The organism is Pseudomonas sp. Sample_14, from assembly GCF_004307515.1.
Taxonomy (GTDB): domain Bacteria; phylum Pseudomonadota; class Gammaproteobacteria; order Pseudomonadales; family Pseudomonadaceae; genus Aquipseudomonas; species Aquipseudomonas atacamensis.
Genome location: NZ_RCOC01000026.1, coordinates 82,086 through 99,754, shown reverse-complemented (window position 1 = coordinate 99,754; position 17,669 = coordinate 82,086). Strand labels below are relative to the sequence as shown.

The window sequence follows — 17,669 nt, the reverse complement described above, 5'->3', positions numbered from 1 at the left end:
CGTAGGCCAGTATTATTAAGGGAGAAGCAGATACCGCCAATTCTCACCTGTGGTGTTGAATGGTCTTTCGTTAGCCTGAAGTAGAAAGCCCGACGGCTTCTCTACCGTGGCGAAGGTGGTGATATGAGGCAGGGTCGACTTACAGCCTATTTCCCCCCCCCCGCTGTCATCCCCCGTTGATTCTGAGCATCAGAGAGTTATAGCCCGCCTTCAGAGCTACTTTTGGCCGAAGGTAGTCGTTCGTGAACGGCCGCTTTCGGCCAGAAGCAGCCCTGATGGGCGTCCATTTTCGGCTATAAGCGGCAGATCAACCTGAGATTACCTTCGATGAAAAACCGCTAGACGCGAACTCGTGGATGTTTCCGAAAACGTCCAGGCTATAGCTGCCAACAGTATTGGCATAAACGCATGAGGAAGGCTAAGAGAAGGCTGTTAACTAAAATTGCCGCCTCTAACTGATGCGCGGAGATAGCCCTTCAAAGATGTTGAATTCAATCGGACAAATGAGGCGGGGCGAAGACCCAGGCCCAGTACGGATACCGGGCCTTTAGCGTCCGCCGCAACCCACAGCGGGCATCAGTTGTGGTGGGCGTACACTAGCCTTTACGCAGGGTCAGCAGAGGGATGCTGAAGTGCTGTCTTCGGACTCATAGGCCTTCGCCATCAAGCCTTGGCAGCAGGCTTCAATCTAAAGCTGACACCCATACGATTGAAAGCGTTCATCGCAGCAATCGCTACTGTCAGGTCAACCAGATCCTTTTCCGCAAACATCGCCAAGGCGGCTGCGTACGCTTCGTCCGATACGTGGGTCTCGCTTACCCGCGTGACCTCTTCTGCCCAGGCTAATGCCGAGCGCTCCTGATCCGAGAATAGGTGCTGCGCTTCATGCCATACCGGTACTAATACCAGCTTGTCCACCGACATGCCTTCTTTGATCAGATCCCGTGAATGCAGATCAATACAGTGTGCGCAGCCGTTGATCTGCGACACTCTGAGAAACACCAAATGGATCAGTTGGGCTGGCAGGTTGGTTGCAGTGGTCGCAAAGTGATGCAAACCTCCAAGCGCCTTGGCTGCACTAGGTGAAATTTGAAACCAATCGAGGCGACTCATGATTAATTCCTCTCTGTAGGGCGATATTAAGCGTGGGACTTGCGGCTCATGGCTGCCGAGCCGGGCGAACGGCTCTCCCGAAATCAAAAAGCAAGGCTCAGCTTCAGGCATCGCTGCCGACCTTTGTACTTCGACCGTCTGGGGGCACCGGCTTCAGGCAACTGTTTCATGAGTCCTAGTTTCGATTTCCTCATGAAAGAACGTGTGCACATCGTCGTACCCTATTTTCTGCGCCGTTTTTAGCGCGTCCGTCCCTTTTGCTGTCCCTTCAACGGTGAAGTAATGCACCTGATTGAGACCGATGGTTTTCAGCACTGCGGATAGGTAGGGACGAAGAAAGTCGGGTTGCCGTGCCCTCTCACCGCTAATGTAGCCGCCGGTGGCTACGGCAACGTAGACGGGGCGATCCAATAACGTTCCAACCTTACCTTTTGATGTGCTCAGGAAAGTTTTTCCGACGCGTACAACGTGGTCAATCCAGGCCTTGAGCGGAGAGGGCACGCTGTAGTTGTGCATGGGAGTAGCGATTACCAGTACATCGCAGGCATTCAACAGGATGATCATTTGGTCGGAGCGACACAATGTACCTTTCTGATCCTCGGTAGCTATTTCGCTCGGATGGGCCAAGGCATGGGCATAAGTCGCATCGACTGGCGATAACGTGTTCAGGTCTATATCCGTCAGTTCAATCCCGCGTATGCCAGCGCGTACTGTCAGAGCGTGCAGAATCCGCTCAGACAGTTTCAAGCTTTCAGATGCATTACCGTTGGGACTGGCAATCAGGCGAAGGATTCGCAAAGGAGCGAGTGGTTTCTGAGACGGGTTCATGATATTGCCTCCTGTACGGGTGATGCGGTCATGGGGTATCGAACTGTTTTTGAAAACGCAGCGCGCCGGTATAAAGGCCTTCGCGGAAGTAGAAGCGTTGGGCGCGCGCGTTGGCCAAACCCGTGTCAAGCACAAGGCGAGCACAACCGCTGGCACGAGCCAGTCGTTCCAGAGCTCGCAATAATCGGGAGCCCCACTGGCCGCCGCGCTGGGCTTCATCGGTGATGAGGTCATCGACATACAAGAATGGGCCATAAATCAGATTCTCCTGAAGGCGGTAACCTGTAAGCGCCACGAGAGCCGATGACTCGAAGGCTCCAACCAGGCGATAGCCGCCGGCTCGCATTCGTTCGATACGACTCATAAAATCGGCCTCGCTTGTTAGGTGGGGGCGCAATTGCTGCATTACCGGGAAAGCGATTTTCAAGTCATGGCGGCTGTCTAGAGGACGCAGGGCAGTGTCGGCCAAGTCGAGCACGCTGGGCACGTAGTCTTGAAGATTGAACGTCATGGGAGAGGCCTTAGTGGGTTGTGATGGTCAAATCTTGAACTAACATTGCCTCAATTTATTGAACCAAGAAGTGAGATATGAACTAGGCCATGATGACTTCCTGTTCGCACCCTTTCGCCTCCTTGGATGGGCAACCCGGCTCGCCTCTATACCGTCAGTTATATGACCGAGTACTCGCCGCCATCGCCGCTGGCACGCTTTCCCCTGGTGACCGATTGCCTTCGGTGCGAGCTCTCGCCAAGGATCTCGGCGTTGCTCGTGGCACCATCGAGCTGGCCTATTCGCTGCTCACGAGCGAGGGCTACCTCTTGGCCCTGGGGCAGAAGGGCACCGTGGTCAATCCCGAATTGCAGAAGCCGCTACTGTCTGCCCCCGCTTTATCCGTCAGCAGCGAGGTGATTGAAAACTCCCCAGACGCACTATGGCGTCCACCGCAACTTTTGCCGTTTCAGATGGGAGTGCCTGCAATGGATGAGTTCCCACGCAAGATCTGGGCGCGCTTGGGTGCCCGTTATCTGCGAGGCATGCGTTCAGGCGATCTGGACTATCCGCCGCCGCACGGCCTGCCTGCCTTACGCAGCGCCATAGCTTCATATCTGCAGGTGTCTCGAGGTATCGATTGCGGCGCCCATCAGGTATTTATCACCAGCGGCTGGCGCAGTAGCCTGTCGCTGATCGCACATACTTTACTGCGCGCAGGGGAGCGAGCCTGGGTCGAAGATCCTGGCTACCCAACCACGCGCCAAGTGCTTCGTCAATTCGGTATTGAGCTTGAGGCAGTGCCAGTTGATGCCGAAGGTATGGATGTGGAGCAGGCCATTGCCAGGCATCAGGCTGCACAGGTCGTCATGGTGACGCCGGGGCATCAAAGCCCATTGTGTATGGCGCTGTCTTTGCCTCGGAGACAGTTGTTACTCGATTGGGTGGCCCGGAGCGATGCCTGGGTTGTCGAGGATGATTACGACGGCGAGTATCGCTATGTCAGTCGCCCCTTGCCGGCGTTGGCGAGCTTGGATCGCAACGGGCGCGTGCTGTACGCCGGAACTTTCAGCAAGGTGCTTTTCCCCGGTATCCGCCTTGCCTACCTAGTGGTGCCTCAGGGGCAAGTGGCAGCGTTTGAGCGTGTAAGTCGGGCGTTATTCTCCGCAGGCTCGCCAGCGATTACTCAAGCGCTGGTCGCAGAGTTCATTGTCGAGGGGCATTTCACTCGGCACATTCAGCGCATGCGAAGGCTCTACAGCGAACGACGCGCTTTGACTATTGAAGCGTTGGAGCGGAGTTTACCCAATGGACTGCTGGTGGAGCGCTCGCCAGGAGGGATGCACCTGGTACTCCGTTTGCCGGAGGGAGTAGTCGACACTGCCCTGACTGAGCAACTGCTGACCAAAGGCATCGCCGTGCAACCCTTGTCGCGATGGAGTGTTTCGTCGCGGCGTCAATCTGGGCTGCTGCTGAGCTTCACCAACTGCGCCTGCGCTGCTCAGGGCGAGCAGCTTGGCGCGTTTATAAACCGTGCGCTCAGTTGAGGTTGGCTTTGGTCAGGCCGAACACCTCATCCGACGAACCAGGGACTGCCTGAAAGGCCACATTGAGGCGATTCCAACCGTTGATGGCGACAATCAGGAACGACAAATCCGACAGGTCCTGTTCGGAAAACTGCTCACGCACATCCGCGTAGAGGCTTTCAGGTACACCATGGGATGGCAGTTGGGTCAGGGCTTCTGTCCAGGCGAGCGCCGCGCGCTCTATTGGCGAGAACAGTTGCGATTCACGCCAGACCGCAATGTGATGGAGGCGCAATTCGCGCTCGCCATGGATCTTGGCTTCCTTCACGTGCATATCCACGCAGAACGCGCAGCCATTCAATTGAGACGCCCGCAGCATTATGAGGTGGGCTAGGTCAGCCAGTAGCGGCTTCTTACTCAGTTGCATCGTCAGCTCCACCAGCTTATTGGAAGCCTGAGGCGACTGTTTGAAGTAATCAAGACGGTTGTTCATGGCGGTCACTCGCAGCGGGTTTAGGGTTGTTGGAGCCCACTGTAGCCAAGCGTGGTCTAGTCAGACAGGGCCAAGAAAAGACCTTTCAACTAAGCCATGCAGTTCTGATTCGCGATTTGCCGTTCGCCGATGTTGCCAAGCCGGTTGTCCGTGAACCCGGCGGAAGGCCACCCAAAGCCGGTGTATAAACTGGCACAGTAAGCGGCAACTGAGTTGCGATGCGCGATAGTTCTGGGGTGGATAACAGGTGCAGCGCCTTTGTGAAGACTGATTCCTCTCGCCGGTCGACAACGCCGAAACAGATCGCAAGAGAGTGGGGCGGTGGGCGGTCAATCCGCAGTTCGCAGAGCAACTCGGGCGTGTTTACGAAGAGTGGAGTGGCATTTTCCTCTCAAAGAAATTCGATGCGACCGGATTTTCAGTCCTATAACGCACTTGACAACACAGCCATTGGTGCGTGTCAAAAAAACCTATTTGTCGTCATTTCGACAAAAACGAATAATGGTCAAATTGACTCGGTATAGCTTCAGCACCCTGATTTTTATGACGTTTGGGGTTGGCATGAAATGTGTCAGTGATGGGTAAATGGTTTAATACCCAAGGAGCTGAAACATGAAAAGTGAGTTCGACAATCGTGTCGCTGTGGTAACCGGAGCAAGTTCAGGCATCGGACTGGCAGTCGTTCAACGATTACTAAGCTATGAAGCGACGGTAGTGGCGATGTCCCGTGGCCGGGGCGGCCTGGCTGCACTCAAAGACGTTCATGGTGATCGCCTCCATATTGTCAGTGGCGATGTTACGGTAAGTTCGGATCTTGAGAAGCTTGCACACTGCGTCTCCAGAATCGGGCCTGTAGATTTTCTAGTACCGAATGCAGGAGTCGCTGTATTTGAAGACAGCTTGGCGAGTGAGGGATTCGAGCGAAATTGGGCCATCAACGGAGCAGGTGCGCTTAACACGCTTTCAGCTTTGCGAGCCCAATTGGCGAGACCCGCTTCGGTTGTATTTGTGGGGACTTTTCTTTCCGCTTTGGCCTTCCCAGGCTTGGCTGGCTACATTGCGTCGAAAACAGCACTGACAGCGCATGCTCGAACCTTAGCCGTCGAACAGGCTGAGGCCGGAGTTAGAGTGAACGTCGTATCGCCAGGGCCAACAGCTACGCCGATCTGGCGATCACTAGGGTTGGATAATGCGACGTTGTCCTCAGTCGCGGAAACGGTCAACCAGCGCTTACTAGAGGGTAAGTTCCTTGAGCCGGAAGCGGTGGCAGATGTGATTCTGTTCCTTCTATCAGAGCGAGCACGTGGCATTTACGGCCAAGATGTTGTGGTAGATGGGGGGTATACCTTGCGGTAGGCGTTAGAAACGCATTGAGGTCGAGGAGACACCTATCCGGTGCGGATCGTGCTCTCGGCCTCTATTTTCTGCGCTAACTTTACCTCTAATTGACGTGATCAACTCGGGCCCTTGATTAAGTACATTCTCCACATAGTTGCCCACCTTTTATCAATGAAATTCTCAGCTGGCCAGTGCCGTCACGCCCAGCTTGCCTTGAAGGAAAGACGAACATGGCAAGCCTGCAGCGGTGACCACTTTGCCATATGCATGGCTCATCTAGGTCCGCTTTTGGCTGTTAGCTGCCGCTAACGCACGACCACTTTCGGCCAATCACCTGTCACGATTATCCTAGTTGTCGCGATCAGCCTATTAAGAGTGCACTGCTCAGAGGTGTTCCCCTCTCCCGTTGAAGGTGTCCACTAAGGGCACCATTTTTCAGCTCTATGCTTCATGTGGCCGTACTTAAAGCAGATCTTCAGGTCGCATCGTCAAAATGATTTTCCCGACGTTTTCGGAAGACTCCATCCGCCGATGCGCATCGGCAGCCCGCGCTAGCGCAAACGTGCTATCGACCACTGGCTCAAGGCTGCCGGCACCCTCGAAGCGATCAAGCCAGTGCTCGCGGAAACGCTTGATCATGGCGTGCTTCTCCGGTTGCGTGCGCGACTTCATCACCGTGCCGATGATTTGCACGTGGCGGTAAAGAATGTCCTCCAGCGCCACCGTGACGTTGCCGCCACCGCCGAGAATTCCCACCTGAACCAGACGGCCACCCTTTGCAAGGGACGCGATGTTGCGGGCGAAGTAGGGCTCACCGATAAAATCGATGATCACATCGACGCCGCGACCCTGGGTTTTGTCGGCGATCACCTCAGCGAAATCCTGGATCTTGTAGTCGATCGCCACGTCTGCGCCCAAATGCTCGACACGCGCCAACTTGCTGCCTTCGGTGGTCGCATACACCGTGGCGCCGGTGGCGTAAGCCAACTGCACCGCAGCAGACCCGACGCCGCCAGCGGCCGCGTGTATCAGCACCGAATCCCCAGCCTTGAGCCGAGCCAGGTGCATCATCGCTTCATGGGCCGTGACGAAGACCTCGGGAATGGCCGCCGCGTATACATAGTCAACCTGCGCAGGGATGTGCATGGCCATGCGGTAATCGATGCGTGCCTGCTCGGCGTAGGCGCCGCCGCCGACCACACCCATGACGCGATCTCCGACCTCGAACCCCGTCACCGCGTTACCTTTGCCGATCACTTCGCCGGCGATTTCCAGGCCGATAATCAGCGAGTCACCGAAATTTGGATGGCCGTACCCACCGGTCCGGTGAGTCAGATCCGCGCGATTCACCCCGGCGGCATAGACACGCACCAGCAGGTCGTTAGGACGCACTTCAGGATTGGCAACTTCTGCGAGTTCCAAGACGTCTGCTGCACCAAATTCTCTGATGTTGATGGCTTTCATTCAGTTGTTCTCCGTTTCGCTGAACGTGGCGTTGGCAATAGCAGACGCAGTGATGGCGCCAGGGAAGCCCACGTAGAACGCCAGGTGCGTGATGGCTGCCGCCAGTTCGTCTTGGGTCACACCGTTGCCAGCCGCACGGCGTAAGTGGGCAGGCAACTCTTCCGAGTGCCCAGCGGCAATCAATGCCGCCACGGTGATCAGGCTACGGTCGCGCGGGGAAAGCGCCGGGTCACTCCAGATCTGCGGATAAAGCGTTGAGTCGACGAATTGCGCCAGCTTCGGCGTGAACGCGCGCGCCGCTTCGCGAGGACTGTTGAAGTTGAGCTTGGACATTGGCGAGTTCCTTAAACCTGGCTGATGAATTTGTGGGTGAGATAGTGCTCGATGCCTTCAATGCCGCCTTCGGAGCCGTGACCGCTTTCTTTCATGCCGCCGAACGGGAGCTCGGTCGCGATGATGCGGTATTGGTTGATGCCGATCATCCCGGCCTCCAATCCGTCGGCGACATCAATGGCCGTGCGCGCGCTGGAGGTGAACGCGTAGGCCGAGAGGCCGTACGGCAGGCGGTTGGCTTCTCGCAGTCCATCGGCCAGTTCGTCGAATGGCATCAGTACGGCGATGGGGCCGAACGGTTCTTCGTGCATGACGCGAGCGTTCATCGGCACATCCGCCAGAACCGTGGGTTGGAAGAAGTAGCCTTCGCCTGACAAGGCTTCACCACCGACCAATACCCGTGCACCTTTCTCAACGGCATCGGCGACCAGTTCTGCCATTTTTGCCAATTGCCTTGGGTTGGCCAAAGGTCCTACCTGAGTATCCGGATGCAGGCCGTCACCGATTCTCAGGGCTTGGGTCGCAGCGACAAACCGATCGACAAAGGCTTGATAGGCGCCACGCTGGATCAGAAACCGAGTGGATGAAATGCACACCTGTCCGGTGCCGCGAAAGCGGTTGGCGACGCCTTCGATAGCCGCTTTTTCGATGTCGGCATCCTCAAACACCAGCACCGGTCCGTGCCCACCGAGTTCGAGGGTGATGGGCTTCACCCCTTCGGCAGCGCGTGCAGACAGCAGGCGACCGATAGGCACTGAGCCGGTAAAGGTCACTTTGCGAATGATCGGCGAAGCGATCAGATGGCTGGACACTTGATCCGGTACGCCAAACACCACTTGCAGCACACCCTTGGGCAATCCTGCATCGTCGAGTGCACGCGCCAGGGCCAGCGCTGTGGAGGGGCTTTCTTCACCGGGTTTGAGAATGACGCTGCAACCGGCAGCCAGCGCAGCCGATAGCTTGCGTGATGGGGTGATGGCCGGGAAATTCCACGGTGTGAATGCGGCCACTGGGCCGATGGCTTGGCGTTTGACCAGTTGCAGCACGCCTGGCCGATTGGCCGGGACCACACGGCCATCAATGCGCCGTGCGCTTTCGGCAAACCATTCGAAATACTCCGCCGCACGGATCACTTCATCCAGGCTTTCATTCAGCGGCTTGCCTTCCTCCAGGGTCATCTGCGCGGCGATCTGCGGTGCGCGCTGGAAGATAAGGTCGGCGGCACGCTTGAGGATCTTGGCGCGTTGGTCAGGCACGGTCTGGCGCCATTTCTCGAAGCTCAGGTGAGTCACTTCAAGGGCGTGATCAAGGTCGCTCGCGGTGGCGAGTGGGACGCGGCCGATTTCCCGGCCGGTTGCCGGGTTGACGACGGCGGCAGTATCGCGCCCTTCGGCACTGATCCATTCACCACCGATGAAAAGATAAAGCGGGTCGTAGGAGGTTTTCATGATGCGCTCTTCAGTTGGTTGTCAGAGATTCGGATGAAACCTGGCGCCTGTTCAGGCGGCCTGTGCAACCAAGTCTATGGAAGGAGGGCCCATTGATTTAGACGGGCCAAAGGGAATCATTGTTGTCGCCAGAGGTAATATCGAGTGTCGAGCCGAACGTGTAGCATCCGGAAAAAATGCGCGTTATCACGGGTGTGCGTCAGATCTACAGGAAGGTCGCGATGGATAAGCTTTCGAACATGTCGGTGTACATAAAGGTTGTCGAGATGGGCAGTTTCACGGCGGTGGCCAATCATCTGGACTCCACAGTCGGTAACGTTTCGCGTGCTGTCTCTGCGCTGGAAAACGTGCTCGATGCACGTTTGTTGCAACGCTCGACCCGACGCCTGTCGGTCACCGATGCCGGGCGACGGTTCTATGAGCGCTGCACGAAGATTCTCGCTGATCTGGAGAGTGCCGAAGCCGAAGCCAGCAATGCCGCGCTGGAGCCTCGGGGAACACTGCGGGTGCATTGCGTACCCGGGCTGGCTCGACATCTGGTTACGGGGGCCGTGCTGGAGTACCGTCAGCAATTCCCGGAGGTGACGGTGGATTTATTACTGTCGCAACGCATGCCTAACCTGTTGGAAGACCAACTTGACGTCTCGATTCTGATCGCCCGCGCGCTCCCCGATTCGGCGTATGTCAGCCAAAAGATCGGTGTCAGCCATTGTGTGTTGGTGGCGTCGCCAGACTACTTGGCCCGGCATGCGGCTCCCGAGACGCCAGAAGACCTGCGTGATCACCAGTGTCTGCTGTTGGGCACCGTCGACTATGTGCGGGATGAGTGGCAGTTGAAGAGCACGGCTGGGGACGCGACATTTGTCCCGACTGGGCCAAGATTCAGCGTTAACGACATGGATGCGATGGCGCTGGCCATTCGAGAGGGCGCGGGGATTGGCTTGCTGGCCGGTTTCACGGCCATCGATGATTTGCGTTCCGGCAAGCTAGTGCGGGTTTTGCCTGACTACCATACCTATGAGCGCAACGTGTATGCCGTCTATACCTCTCGGCAGTTCGTCGATGCAAAAATCACCCGGTTTATTGAAACGCTGAAAGATCGGGTTGGCAGTCAACTGGCCGCCACGGCCAAAGAACTTATCGATTGAAATACTGCGGAGCAAAAAAGCTATTTGCGCCTCGATGAAACAACGCTCCGAGGCGCAATGATCGGCGAACAGCTGACTTAGCCCTGGCTGCAACGGCCCATGACGTTATAGGCCAGTACGTGGCGTTTGCCTTGCGAATCCTGGTAGGTCATGTGCGTCGGTACCACTGCGCAAACATCCGGCACCGGGTCTTCAGAGATGACCTTGGCGACATCCAGGTGGGTGCCGTAGCGATATTGCTCGACCTGTTTAGTCGTTGCAGAACCGTCCTGCGCTGCTACCACAGAGCTGAAGCCCAAGAGTGCGACGATGATCATTGCCGTTTTCATAGTGATATTTCCGATAGTCAGTGTGATGTTGCTGGCAGGACTAACTTTAGGCTTGAGGGTTTTGCGGAAACAGGCGCGGATCAGGGAAAGACTTTTCTCGATTCCGAACACAATCGTGAGGTGTCTGACGTTAGCGCTTTTTTATTTGTGGCCGTCCGCTTTTGGGCGAAAACTGCTTTCAAAGGCAGCCACATGCCACTGAGGTCCGAGGTCGAATCAACAAAATTTGAGGGGGACGCAGTAGTGTCAGAAGGGAATAGTTGCGGAAATGCCCGAAAAGATGCGGAAACGATCTCATAGTGTGGGGCAAATTTTCCAAATCCCCGAAACGACAAAGCCCTGAATAATCAGGGCTTTGTCGGTACCAAATATGGCGGAGGCGATGGGATTCGAACTCATGGACCTGTTACAGTCGACGGTTTTCAAGACCGAAGATTAATCTTTATATTTCAAACTCTTAAGTTAAATCTGTTTCCGCTTGGATGCGATTCCTAGTCATCGAGAGATTCTGGAATCAATGGCTAAACTTTTACGTCTCTCATGAGTTTGGCCGAATTTTGCGTATTGCTGATAGCGCTGGAAACGTAGTCGCGCCGAGGCAGCAGATTTAATGCTAATTACGAGTCCTGCCATAGTTGCAGCCTGAGCTACATCGATTGCCAACGCCACCGAACTCGGCTATCACTGATGAATTATCAGACATAAGCCGGAACTGTGCAGTGACTAATACGCCAAATAATCCTCCTCCTAGTGTCCGGATCGGTGGTGGCGGCGCCGCCACTAGCGCTGGAATCCATTTTGAGCAGCAGCTTGGCGCACTGTTCTCTTCATGGATTCTGGCACGCGACCAGTTTGATGACAGCTTCCGTCTTGGTGCCGCTGCACCAGAGTGGATCCGGTTCGAGACTGAGGCGCCGGTCGACGATCTTTTAATCAAAACGAGCAATGGCGGCTATGTCGCGGTACAGGCTAAGACCAGTGTAAGCCTGAGTGAAGATCCAGCTCAGTCGCTAGGCAAGACGATAGTCCAGTTCGTTCGTCATTGGTTTGTTGCCCAGCAGGGGGATGGCTCGATGGAGTGGAACCGGCCTCTGGATCCTGACCGCGACCGGTTAGTTTTGGCTGTAAGTCCCAAAACATCACCCCAGGTAAGATGCGTTTTGCCGGATGCACTCCGTCTCATGGCGCAGCCAGGTGGAGGCGCGCTTAATCAGGCGCAAAAGCGGGCATATCAAATATTTTCAAGCTTGGTTGAGCAGGCTTGGATGAGCATCACCAACACGGCTATTGATGATCAGATCTTTTTGAAATTGGCGAAACTAGTTGTCGTCTTCACGTTCGATAGCGAGAAGGGTAGTGCATTAGCAAGTGGCTCCCTTGTAAAGGCATTTGGTCCGGACGTGAATGCCGAAACAGCCTTCACAACACTGTCTGATCTTAGCGGCCGGCTGATGCAAGAGCGGGGAGGTGGTGACCTGTATATTTGGCGACAATTGCTCGCACGCCGAGGTATCGTAGTTAATGCTCCTGTTGAATATCGCGCCGATATAAATACTCTTAAGCAGCATTCCAAACGCATCGCCGATGCGCTCGTTAGCTATGAAAGGATTGAGGTAGCCAGGGGAGCCCAGCTATCGGTGCGTCGTGACTGCCAATCCGCGGTTGAGATCGCGGTACGAAACGGCCCTTTGCTTATTATCGGTGAACCTGGGGCAGGCAAGAGTGCAGTACTGAATGTTCTCGCGCGTAAACTTGGTGATGATGGTTTCGATATTCTGCAACTTGCTGTTGATCGCTATTCCATTGAGAGCCTTGAGGGATTGTCACGAGAGCTAGGATTACAGCATCCGCTGCTTGATGCTCTCGATGCTTGGGATGGACCTGAGCCGGCTTATCTGGTTATCGATGCTTTAGACGCAACACGCGGCGGGCGCGGTGAAGGCGTTTTCCGAACGCTGATCGAGCGAGTTCTGGAGCGAAAGGGACGTTGGAATGTTGTGGCGTCGATCCGTAATTTCGATCTGCGTATGGGGCAACAGATGCGTGCGCTATTCAAAGGTAAACCACCAGAGGAATCGCTTGCTGACCCGTCCTTCCCCGATGTTCAACACATTCAAGTACCGCACTGGTCCGAGTCCGAGTTTGGTCAGCTCCTGCGTCAGTCGCCTGAGCTGGCGAGATGTCTGGCAAAGACTCCATCGCGTCTGCGGGACTTGGCAATGGTTCCGTTCAACACTCGGCTGCTAAGCGAGCTGATCTCCGGTGACTCAATCAAGCATTTGGAAGGAGTAGCTTCACAAGCGGACTTGCTGAGCCTTTATTGGGACCACCGTGTCGATGGCCACGGCTTGCCAGCCAGAATTAGCCTAAGTAACGTTGTTCAGATAATGGTCCAAGCGCGAGCCCTACGCGCACCCATACTGCAAGCAGCGGGTGGTAACCCTGCCATGATTGACACCCTCTGTAAGGAGGGGGTACTTGTCATCGTTGACAATGAGCGGTGGGTTCAATTCCGACATCATCTGCTTTTCGACTACGCTGCAGCGAGGCTCGCGCTTGACCCGAGCGCTATTGTCAGCGGCGACTATCGGTTCAGTAAGAACGATGCTTTGGGACTTATGCTGTCACCGGCTCTAGGTTTTGTGTTGCGCGAAATTTGGGAGTCTGAGAAGAGCCGAGCCCGTTTTTGGGGCGCAGTCTGCATGATAATCAATGATGAGGATGGGGATCCGATTATCCGCAGCACAGCTGGTCGATTGGGAGCAGAGTTTCCTGCATTGCCGCAAGATTGCCTTTGGTTGGGTGATCAGGCTATCGCGGGTGACGGACGGCTTCCAAGGATGTTGTCGCATATCGCTGGCGCTCTAGTGGTGCGGCTTGAGGACGAAAAGCAAATCGAGTTAACGCCGTGGATCTACCTTACCGATTGTTTGGCGAAGGCTCCAGAAACCGTTGCAGGTAACCTTCGATTTCTACTACATATTCTAATTGATCGAGTAATAGAGGACGCTTTCAGGCCGTTACTCGGCCGTGCCGCACGCGCGCTACTGGCACACGGGTTGTCCCTGTCGGAACCTGGATTTATTGTAAGGCCCGCAATTGACTTTGTTATTGCTACCTATGGCACCGACATTGAGGACTCCCGGGCGCTTCTACTCCAACTATTCGGTCGAGATCGAATGGAATTATTCGGGCATGAGGAAGTGCCGGCTGTCTGCTATAAGATTTCGGCTTTCGCGGATATCGATCCAGACTTCGTCACTTCCGTCGTCTACCGGACAGTATTCGATTACGAGGTGAGCGAGGATCGGCAAACCCGAATAGGCAATAGTCAAATCCTTACCCTTACGTCCAATGCTCGGCAAGATTATGGCATGGCACGATGGTCGCTCGGGGAGTACCTACCTAGGTTTTTGGAATTGCACCCGCGAGCTGCTGTCAGAGCTATCATCAATGCGGTTGATACCTATGTCTCACGCGATCATTACCCGTCTAATGAAGCACTAAATATTGAACTGCGTGTAAGTGGGCGCTCAATCCGCCTACGGGAAGATCGCAGCTACATTTGGGCACACGACCCAGATAGCCAATACGATAGAGATGCGAATAGCTTAGTTTCCAAATTGCGCGAACACCTTCAACGCGCCACCGAGGTCGTTGCTCTCGCATTGATCGACATCCTGATCGACGAAGCTTCCTTTGCGATCATATGGTCTCGAATGTTCCTCTGCGCCGTCGAGCGTGATGATGGCCTGATAGACCAATTGTGGCCTTTAGCAGCCGCAGAGCCGTTCCTCGTCTTACCCGACACACGCAAGGATGCAATTGATCTCATTGCGAAAGGTATTAGCCGAAGGCCGGCACAGCAGCGCCGAGCTTTCGAGACGAGCGTGTTCGGATTTGACTTCTCAGATTATGAGTATCGCACTGAAGCCCGCCTAGCGTTTCTGGAGCGCCTTTTTTCTGCGATAGGTCGTGACAATCTAATCACTGAGGAGGCAAGACAAGTCTTAGATGCGAGGTCTCAAGATCAGACCATTGTCAATGAGAGACTTTTTGTTATTCGTTCAGGGACTGGCTCGCTAGACGATTATCACTGGATTAAAGGACTTAACAAAGAATCGTCGGAGAATTCGCGGCTTATAGATGCCATCGAGCTCGTAAAAAACCTACTACGTATCGAGCCGAAATATGAAGATATAGTAACGGCCACCCTTGTTGAATTACTCGATGCCTTACAGGTCATTCGTGCATTGCTCTTAAACTATGCAGGGCATGTCGATCTTCGGAGGATTGCAGAGTCGATCATTGGACAAGGCTGCGAAGTAATCGTATCGCGACAGCTACTGATATCGAAGGAGGTCCCTCCCACATCGGAACAAGACGCGACGTTTGCAGAGTTGCTGAATTTTGCCAGTCGTTCAGAAACTCCAGAGCTGGACGAAAACACAGAAGCGCGCTTTGAAGAGTCGGCGTCTTGGGGCAGTCCTGCGGCCCGCATTGAAGCTGCACAAGCCTACTGGGATCTGTTCGCACAACGCGCGGACTTGTACCCCAGACTGGTGCAGCGTGCGGAGGAGCTGCTATTTGACTCCCATCCCGCCGTTCGGCTCAACGCTGCAGTGCGTCTTGTTCGAATCTGGGATGTTGATCGCAATCGATTCTGGCTTCGAATGAAAGACCTCCTTACGCACGAACTAAACCTGACTGTCATCGAACATCTGGTCAGTGATGTCATTTCGAGGCTGATCCATACTGATCAACAAAGAAGTCTTGAGCTACTCATCGTGCTTTTGCAGCGTGAGGCTCCTGGATCAGGCCGAGAACGGCGGTTGTCCAAGGCTATCGCAAATAATTTAACAGTCCTTTGGGTCACCTATCAGTCATCAGAAGCGAAGGCCATTCTCGACCAGTGGTTAGTTGTGCCCTGGAAGCACACCGACGAAGCGAAAGCGATTTTGGCGACATTAAGCGATGCCATGGTTGCTGGGGCCGGTGATATCCCTGATAAAAACTCAGGTCTCCGCCAGCGCGCGCGCGCGCTCATTTACGACATCGTCAATGCCGCGAATGTTCGGCTCGCCGCGCACTTTGAAGTTACTTACGTTGACGAGGCCGAGACCGCAGAGGCGAGAGAGTGCGCAAGTCTAATCGACACTGCGGGTATGCAGGTTTTCTTCGCCACCAGTGCGCGGAATAATCAGCAGGGTGGCGATGTGGTCCTTAGTCAGACACGGCTGGACGTATTCTTCAAAGAGAACGCAACGCTCTTAAAGCGGATTGGTGAGTATGCTTCCCCGCACACCACCCACTACATGCTTCAGCTAGTCGAGCGTCTAGTCGACGTAGATGCGAGCGCGGCCTTTGATTTGGCCGCTAGCACCTTACAATCTGGTCGGCGATCGGGCTACCAGAATGAGTCTTTGGGTGCTGACCTTCTGGTTCGACTTATAGGAGTTTTCCTTGCTGACCACAAAGAGATTTTCGAGGCTCCAGCCCGGCGCGCTGTCCTCGTTGAATTTTTAGAGGTTTTCTTGGAAGCGGGCTGGCCGGCCGCCCGCCGACTGCTGTACCGCCTGCCGGAACTGATCCAGTGACCGGGTTGACACTGAGAAATACGTTCAAGCTGGCGCTCGACGATTTGCTCGAAGCGGTTGAGCGAGAAATTGCAAGGCCGTTGCGCGAGCCATTCGCCGAACTTGACCCTACCCGCAGACCTCACGAGCACGACACTCGCCTACTTTTTGTGGATGAATTGCTCGGACATCTGGGATGGAAACTGGGAGTAGGAGGGAATGTGCTCGAGGAAGCCCGCCTTCAAGCTAAGACCACGAGGTTCATGGACTATGTCGGAGTTGTGAACATCACCGGTAAACCACTCTTGCTGGTAGAGGCAAAGGCTTGGGATAAGCCTGCGATCACGCCGAGGGGAGGCGGTGAGTATGGTAGTGAGGCAAACCTACTCGCTGCGGCAATCCAGCATATCTACGAAGGAAAAGCCAAGGATATGTCGCCGGTAATCGGTGAATGGGATGACTATTTACGTCAGGTCTGCGGCTATGTACGAACCCTCAAAGAGCGGTACGGTCATGACTTACCCAGGGCTGCCATAATTAGCGGTGAGTGGATGGTAGTGTTCAGCAAACCGGTTGAGACCTTCCTGAAAGCCGCACGGTCTGATGACATCTCGGTTTTTACAAGGCCACAGTTCAAGGATAAGGCTAAAGAGATTTTTCAGCTTCTCCATCGCTCGGCGCTCACTGAGGATCCGCCTATCCCCATACGTCCTGCGCAGCTTCGACAATATTTAAGTGTGGGTGATGTCGCCGGGGTGTTTCAGGGGCTGCATGTCCACTTTGAGAGAACTGGAAGCTCACTGTTTGTTCGTCGACCACGCATCCTGATTTATCCGGCCTTGTTCGTCGTCCGAAAAGACGAAATTATCTTCACTGTGATCGATGGTGATACACCTATCGAACTGGATTACCGAAAGGATGATGATGGCAATGAAACGCTGGTGCCACACTTGGAGCGGATACAGGCGCAAAGCGGTGCCCTGATTGAAACCTGCGAAAGCGAGCTCAGCGGCTCACTTTCCATAGACGACCTCTCGGCTTTTCCCGGATTCTGTAACGAGGGATTGGAAAAATCGCTGATAGGCGAACTAGAGTTGGCAGATGAATGGCTTGTCGCGACAGGGAGGGCGACCCATTTTTTACTCGCTGAACCTCGTACTTCAGAATGCCAATTTCACACTTGGGCTAAATGTGGAACTAGAGCCGCAATGCAGTCCGCCATCAGCGCTCGCACCACTGCCCCCCGGGTGTTCTTTGTAGACTCACAGCGCCATCACTGTGCTCATCAAGTAGTTCAGGACCGTCGTGAAGGGCGATGTCTTATTCACCCCATAGACAGCCGAACCTGCTGTCAAGCCTGTCTATTTTTAGATCATTGCTGGACAGATGAAGAGAAAGCGGCTCTGCCCTGTAGCCGTTGACAAACTTGTTAGCGTTTATCGATAGCGTGTTCACGTGCGGATTTTATTCCGCAATTTTTTGTAAGGGCCTGATTTTATTGGTTTCTAACTGAAAAGAAATTCTTGAGATGCGGAAAAAAATCCACTTTAACCATATGATTTATAAGTTAAAAACTCTGGACT

The 17,669-nt window shown here is 54.6% G+C and carries 13 protein-coding genes; 5 read left to right on the top strand and 8 right to left on the bottom strand.

Features of this window, described 5'->3' with window-relative positions; all coding sequences use genetic code 11:
* Nucleotides 1-663: 663 nt before the first annotated feature.
* The 3 genes from D8U61_RS06045 to D8U61_RS06035 form a co-directional block, all read right to left on the bottom strand.
* Complete coding sequence (locus tag D8U61_RS06045; RefSeq protein WP_122506013.1) at nucleotides 664-1,113, bottom strand: carboxymuconolactone decarboxylase family protein; 450 nt, start codon at nucleotides 1,111-1,113, stop codon at nucleotides 664-666.
* A gap of 153 nt (nucleotides 1,114-1,266) precedes the next feature.
* Complete coding sequence (locus D8U61_RS06040; protein ID WP_130926591.1) at nucleotides 1,267-1,941, bottom strand: NAD(P)H-dependent oxidoreductase; 675 nt, start codon at nucleotides 1,939-1,941, stop codon at nucleotides 1,267-1,269.
* Between the two features lie 28 nt (nucleotides 1,942-1,969).
* Nucleotides 1,970-2,452, bottom strand: coding sequence for a GNAT family N-acetyltransferase (locus D8U61_RS06035; protein WP_122506015.1), 483 nt, complete (start codon nucleotides 2,450-2,452; stop codon nucleotides 1,970-1,972).
* Between the two features lie 89 nt (nucleotides 2,453-2,541).
* Here D8U61_RS06035 and D8U61_RS06030 point away from each other — a divergent pair, with 89 nt between their 5' ends.
* Nucleotides 2,542-3,978: a PLP-dependent aminotransferase family protein gene (locus D8U61_RS06030; protein ID WP_130926590.1), complete on the top strand. Its 1,437-nt coding sequence runs from the start codon at nucleotides 2,542-2,544 to the stop codon at nucleotides 3,976-3,978.
* Here the strand turns inward: D8U61_RS06030 and D8U61_RS06025 are convergent.
* Nucleotides 3,971-4,450 carry a carboxymuconolactone decarboxylase family protein gene (locus D8U61_RS06025; RefSeq protein ID WP_122506017.1) on the bottom strand — a complete coding sequence of 160 codons (480 nt, stop codon included), beginning with the start codon at nucleotides 4,448-4,450 and terminating at the stop codon, nucleotides 3,971-3,973. The two genes, D8U61_RS06030 and D8U61_RS06025, sit on opposite strands and share 8 nt — an antisense overlap.
* 612 nt (nucleotides 4,451-5,062) lie before the next feature.
* On the opposite strand from D8U61_RS06025, the gene D8U61_RS06020 reads away from it, so the two are divergent.
* On the top strand, nucleotides 5,063-5,806 hold the full coding sequence (locus tag D8U61_RS06020) for an SDR family oxidoreductase (protein WP_123442615.1): 744 nt from the start codon (nucleotides 5,063-5,065) through the stop codon (nucleotides 5,804-5,806).
* Nucleotides 5,807-6,250: 444 nt separating this feature from the next.
* On the opposite strand, the gene D8U61_RS06015 is transcribed toward D8U61_RS06020, so the two are convergent.
* Genes D8U61_RS06015 through D8U61_RS06005 form a run of 3 tightly spaced genes read right to left on the bottom strand, consistent with a single transcriptional unit; the run spans nucleotide 6,251 to nucleotide 9,033 of the window.
* Nucleotides 6,251-7,252: an NAD(P)H-quinone oxidoreductase gene (locus D8U61_RS06015; RefSeq protein ID WP_130926589.1), complete on the bottom strand. Its 1,002-nt coding sequence runs from the start codon at nucleotides 7,250-7,252 to the stop codon at nucleotides 6,251-6,253.
* Nucleotides 7,253-7,585 carry a carboxymuconolactone decarboxylase family protein gene (locus D8U61_RS06010; RefSeq protein WP_130926588.1) on the bottom strand — a complete coding sequence of 111 codons (333 nt, stop codon included), beginning with the start codon at nucleotides 7,583-7,585 and terminating at the stop codon, nucleotides 7,253-7,255. It abuts the gene before it with no gap.
* 11 nt (nucleotides 7,586-7,596) lie between these two features.
* Complete coding sequence (locus D8U61_RS06005; RefSeq protein WP_130926587.1) at nucleotides 7,597-9,033, bottom strand: NAD-dependent succinate-semialdehyde dehydrogenase; 1,437 nt, start codon at nucleotides 9,031-9,033, stop codon at nucleotides 7,597-7,599.
* Nucleotides 9,034-9,254: 221 nt separating this feature from the next.
* Here D8U61_RS06005 and D8U61_RS06000 point away from each other — a divergent pair, with 221 nt between their 5' ends.
* Nucleotides 9,255-10,181: a LysR family transcriptional regulator gene (locus D8U61_RS06000; protein ID WP_130926586.1), complete on the top strand. Its 927-nt coding sequence runs from the start codon at nucleotides 9,255-9,257 to the stop codon at nucleotides 10,179-10,181.
* Nucleotides 10,182-10,258: 77 nt separating this feature from the next.
* Here the strand turns inward: D8U61_RS06000 and D8U61_RS05995 are convergent, their stop codons facing one another.
* A complete protein-coding gene (locus tag D8U61_RS05995) occupies nucleotides 10,259-10,510 on the bottom strand; it encodes a DUF2790 domain-containing protein (RefSeq protein WP_130926585.1) in 252 nt (83 codons plus the stop codon).
* Between the two features lie 719 nt (nucleotides 10,511-11,229).
* Here D8U61_RS05995 and D8U61_RS05990 point away from each other — a divergent pair.
* Nucleotides 11,230-16,107: an ATP-binding protein gene (locus D8U61_RS05990; protein ID WP_130926584.1), complete on the top strand. Its 4,878-nt coding sequence runs from the start codon at nucleotides 11,230-11,232 to the stop codon at nucleotides 16,105-16,107.
* A complete protein-coding gene (locus tag D8U61_RS05985; protein ID WP_130926583.1) occupies nucleotides 16,104-17,507 on the top strand; it encodes a hypothetical protein in 1,404 nt (467 codons plus the stop codon). Before D8U61_RS05990 ends, D8U61_RS05985 begins: the two co-directional genes overlap by 4 nt.
* The last annotated feature ends 162 nt before the right edge of the window (nucleotides 17,508-17,669 follow it).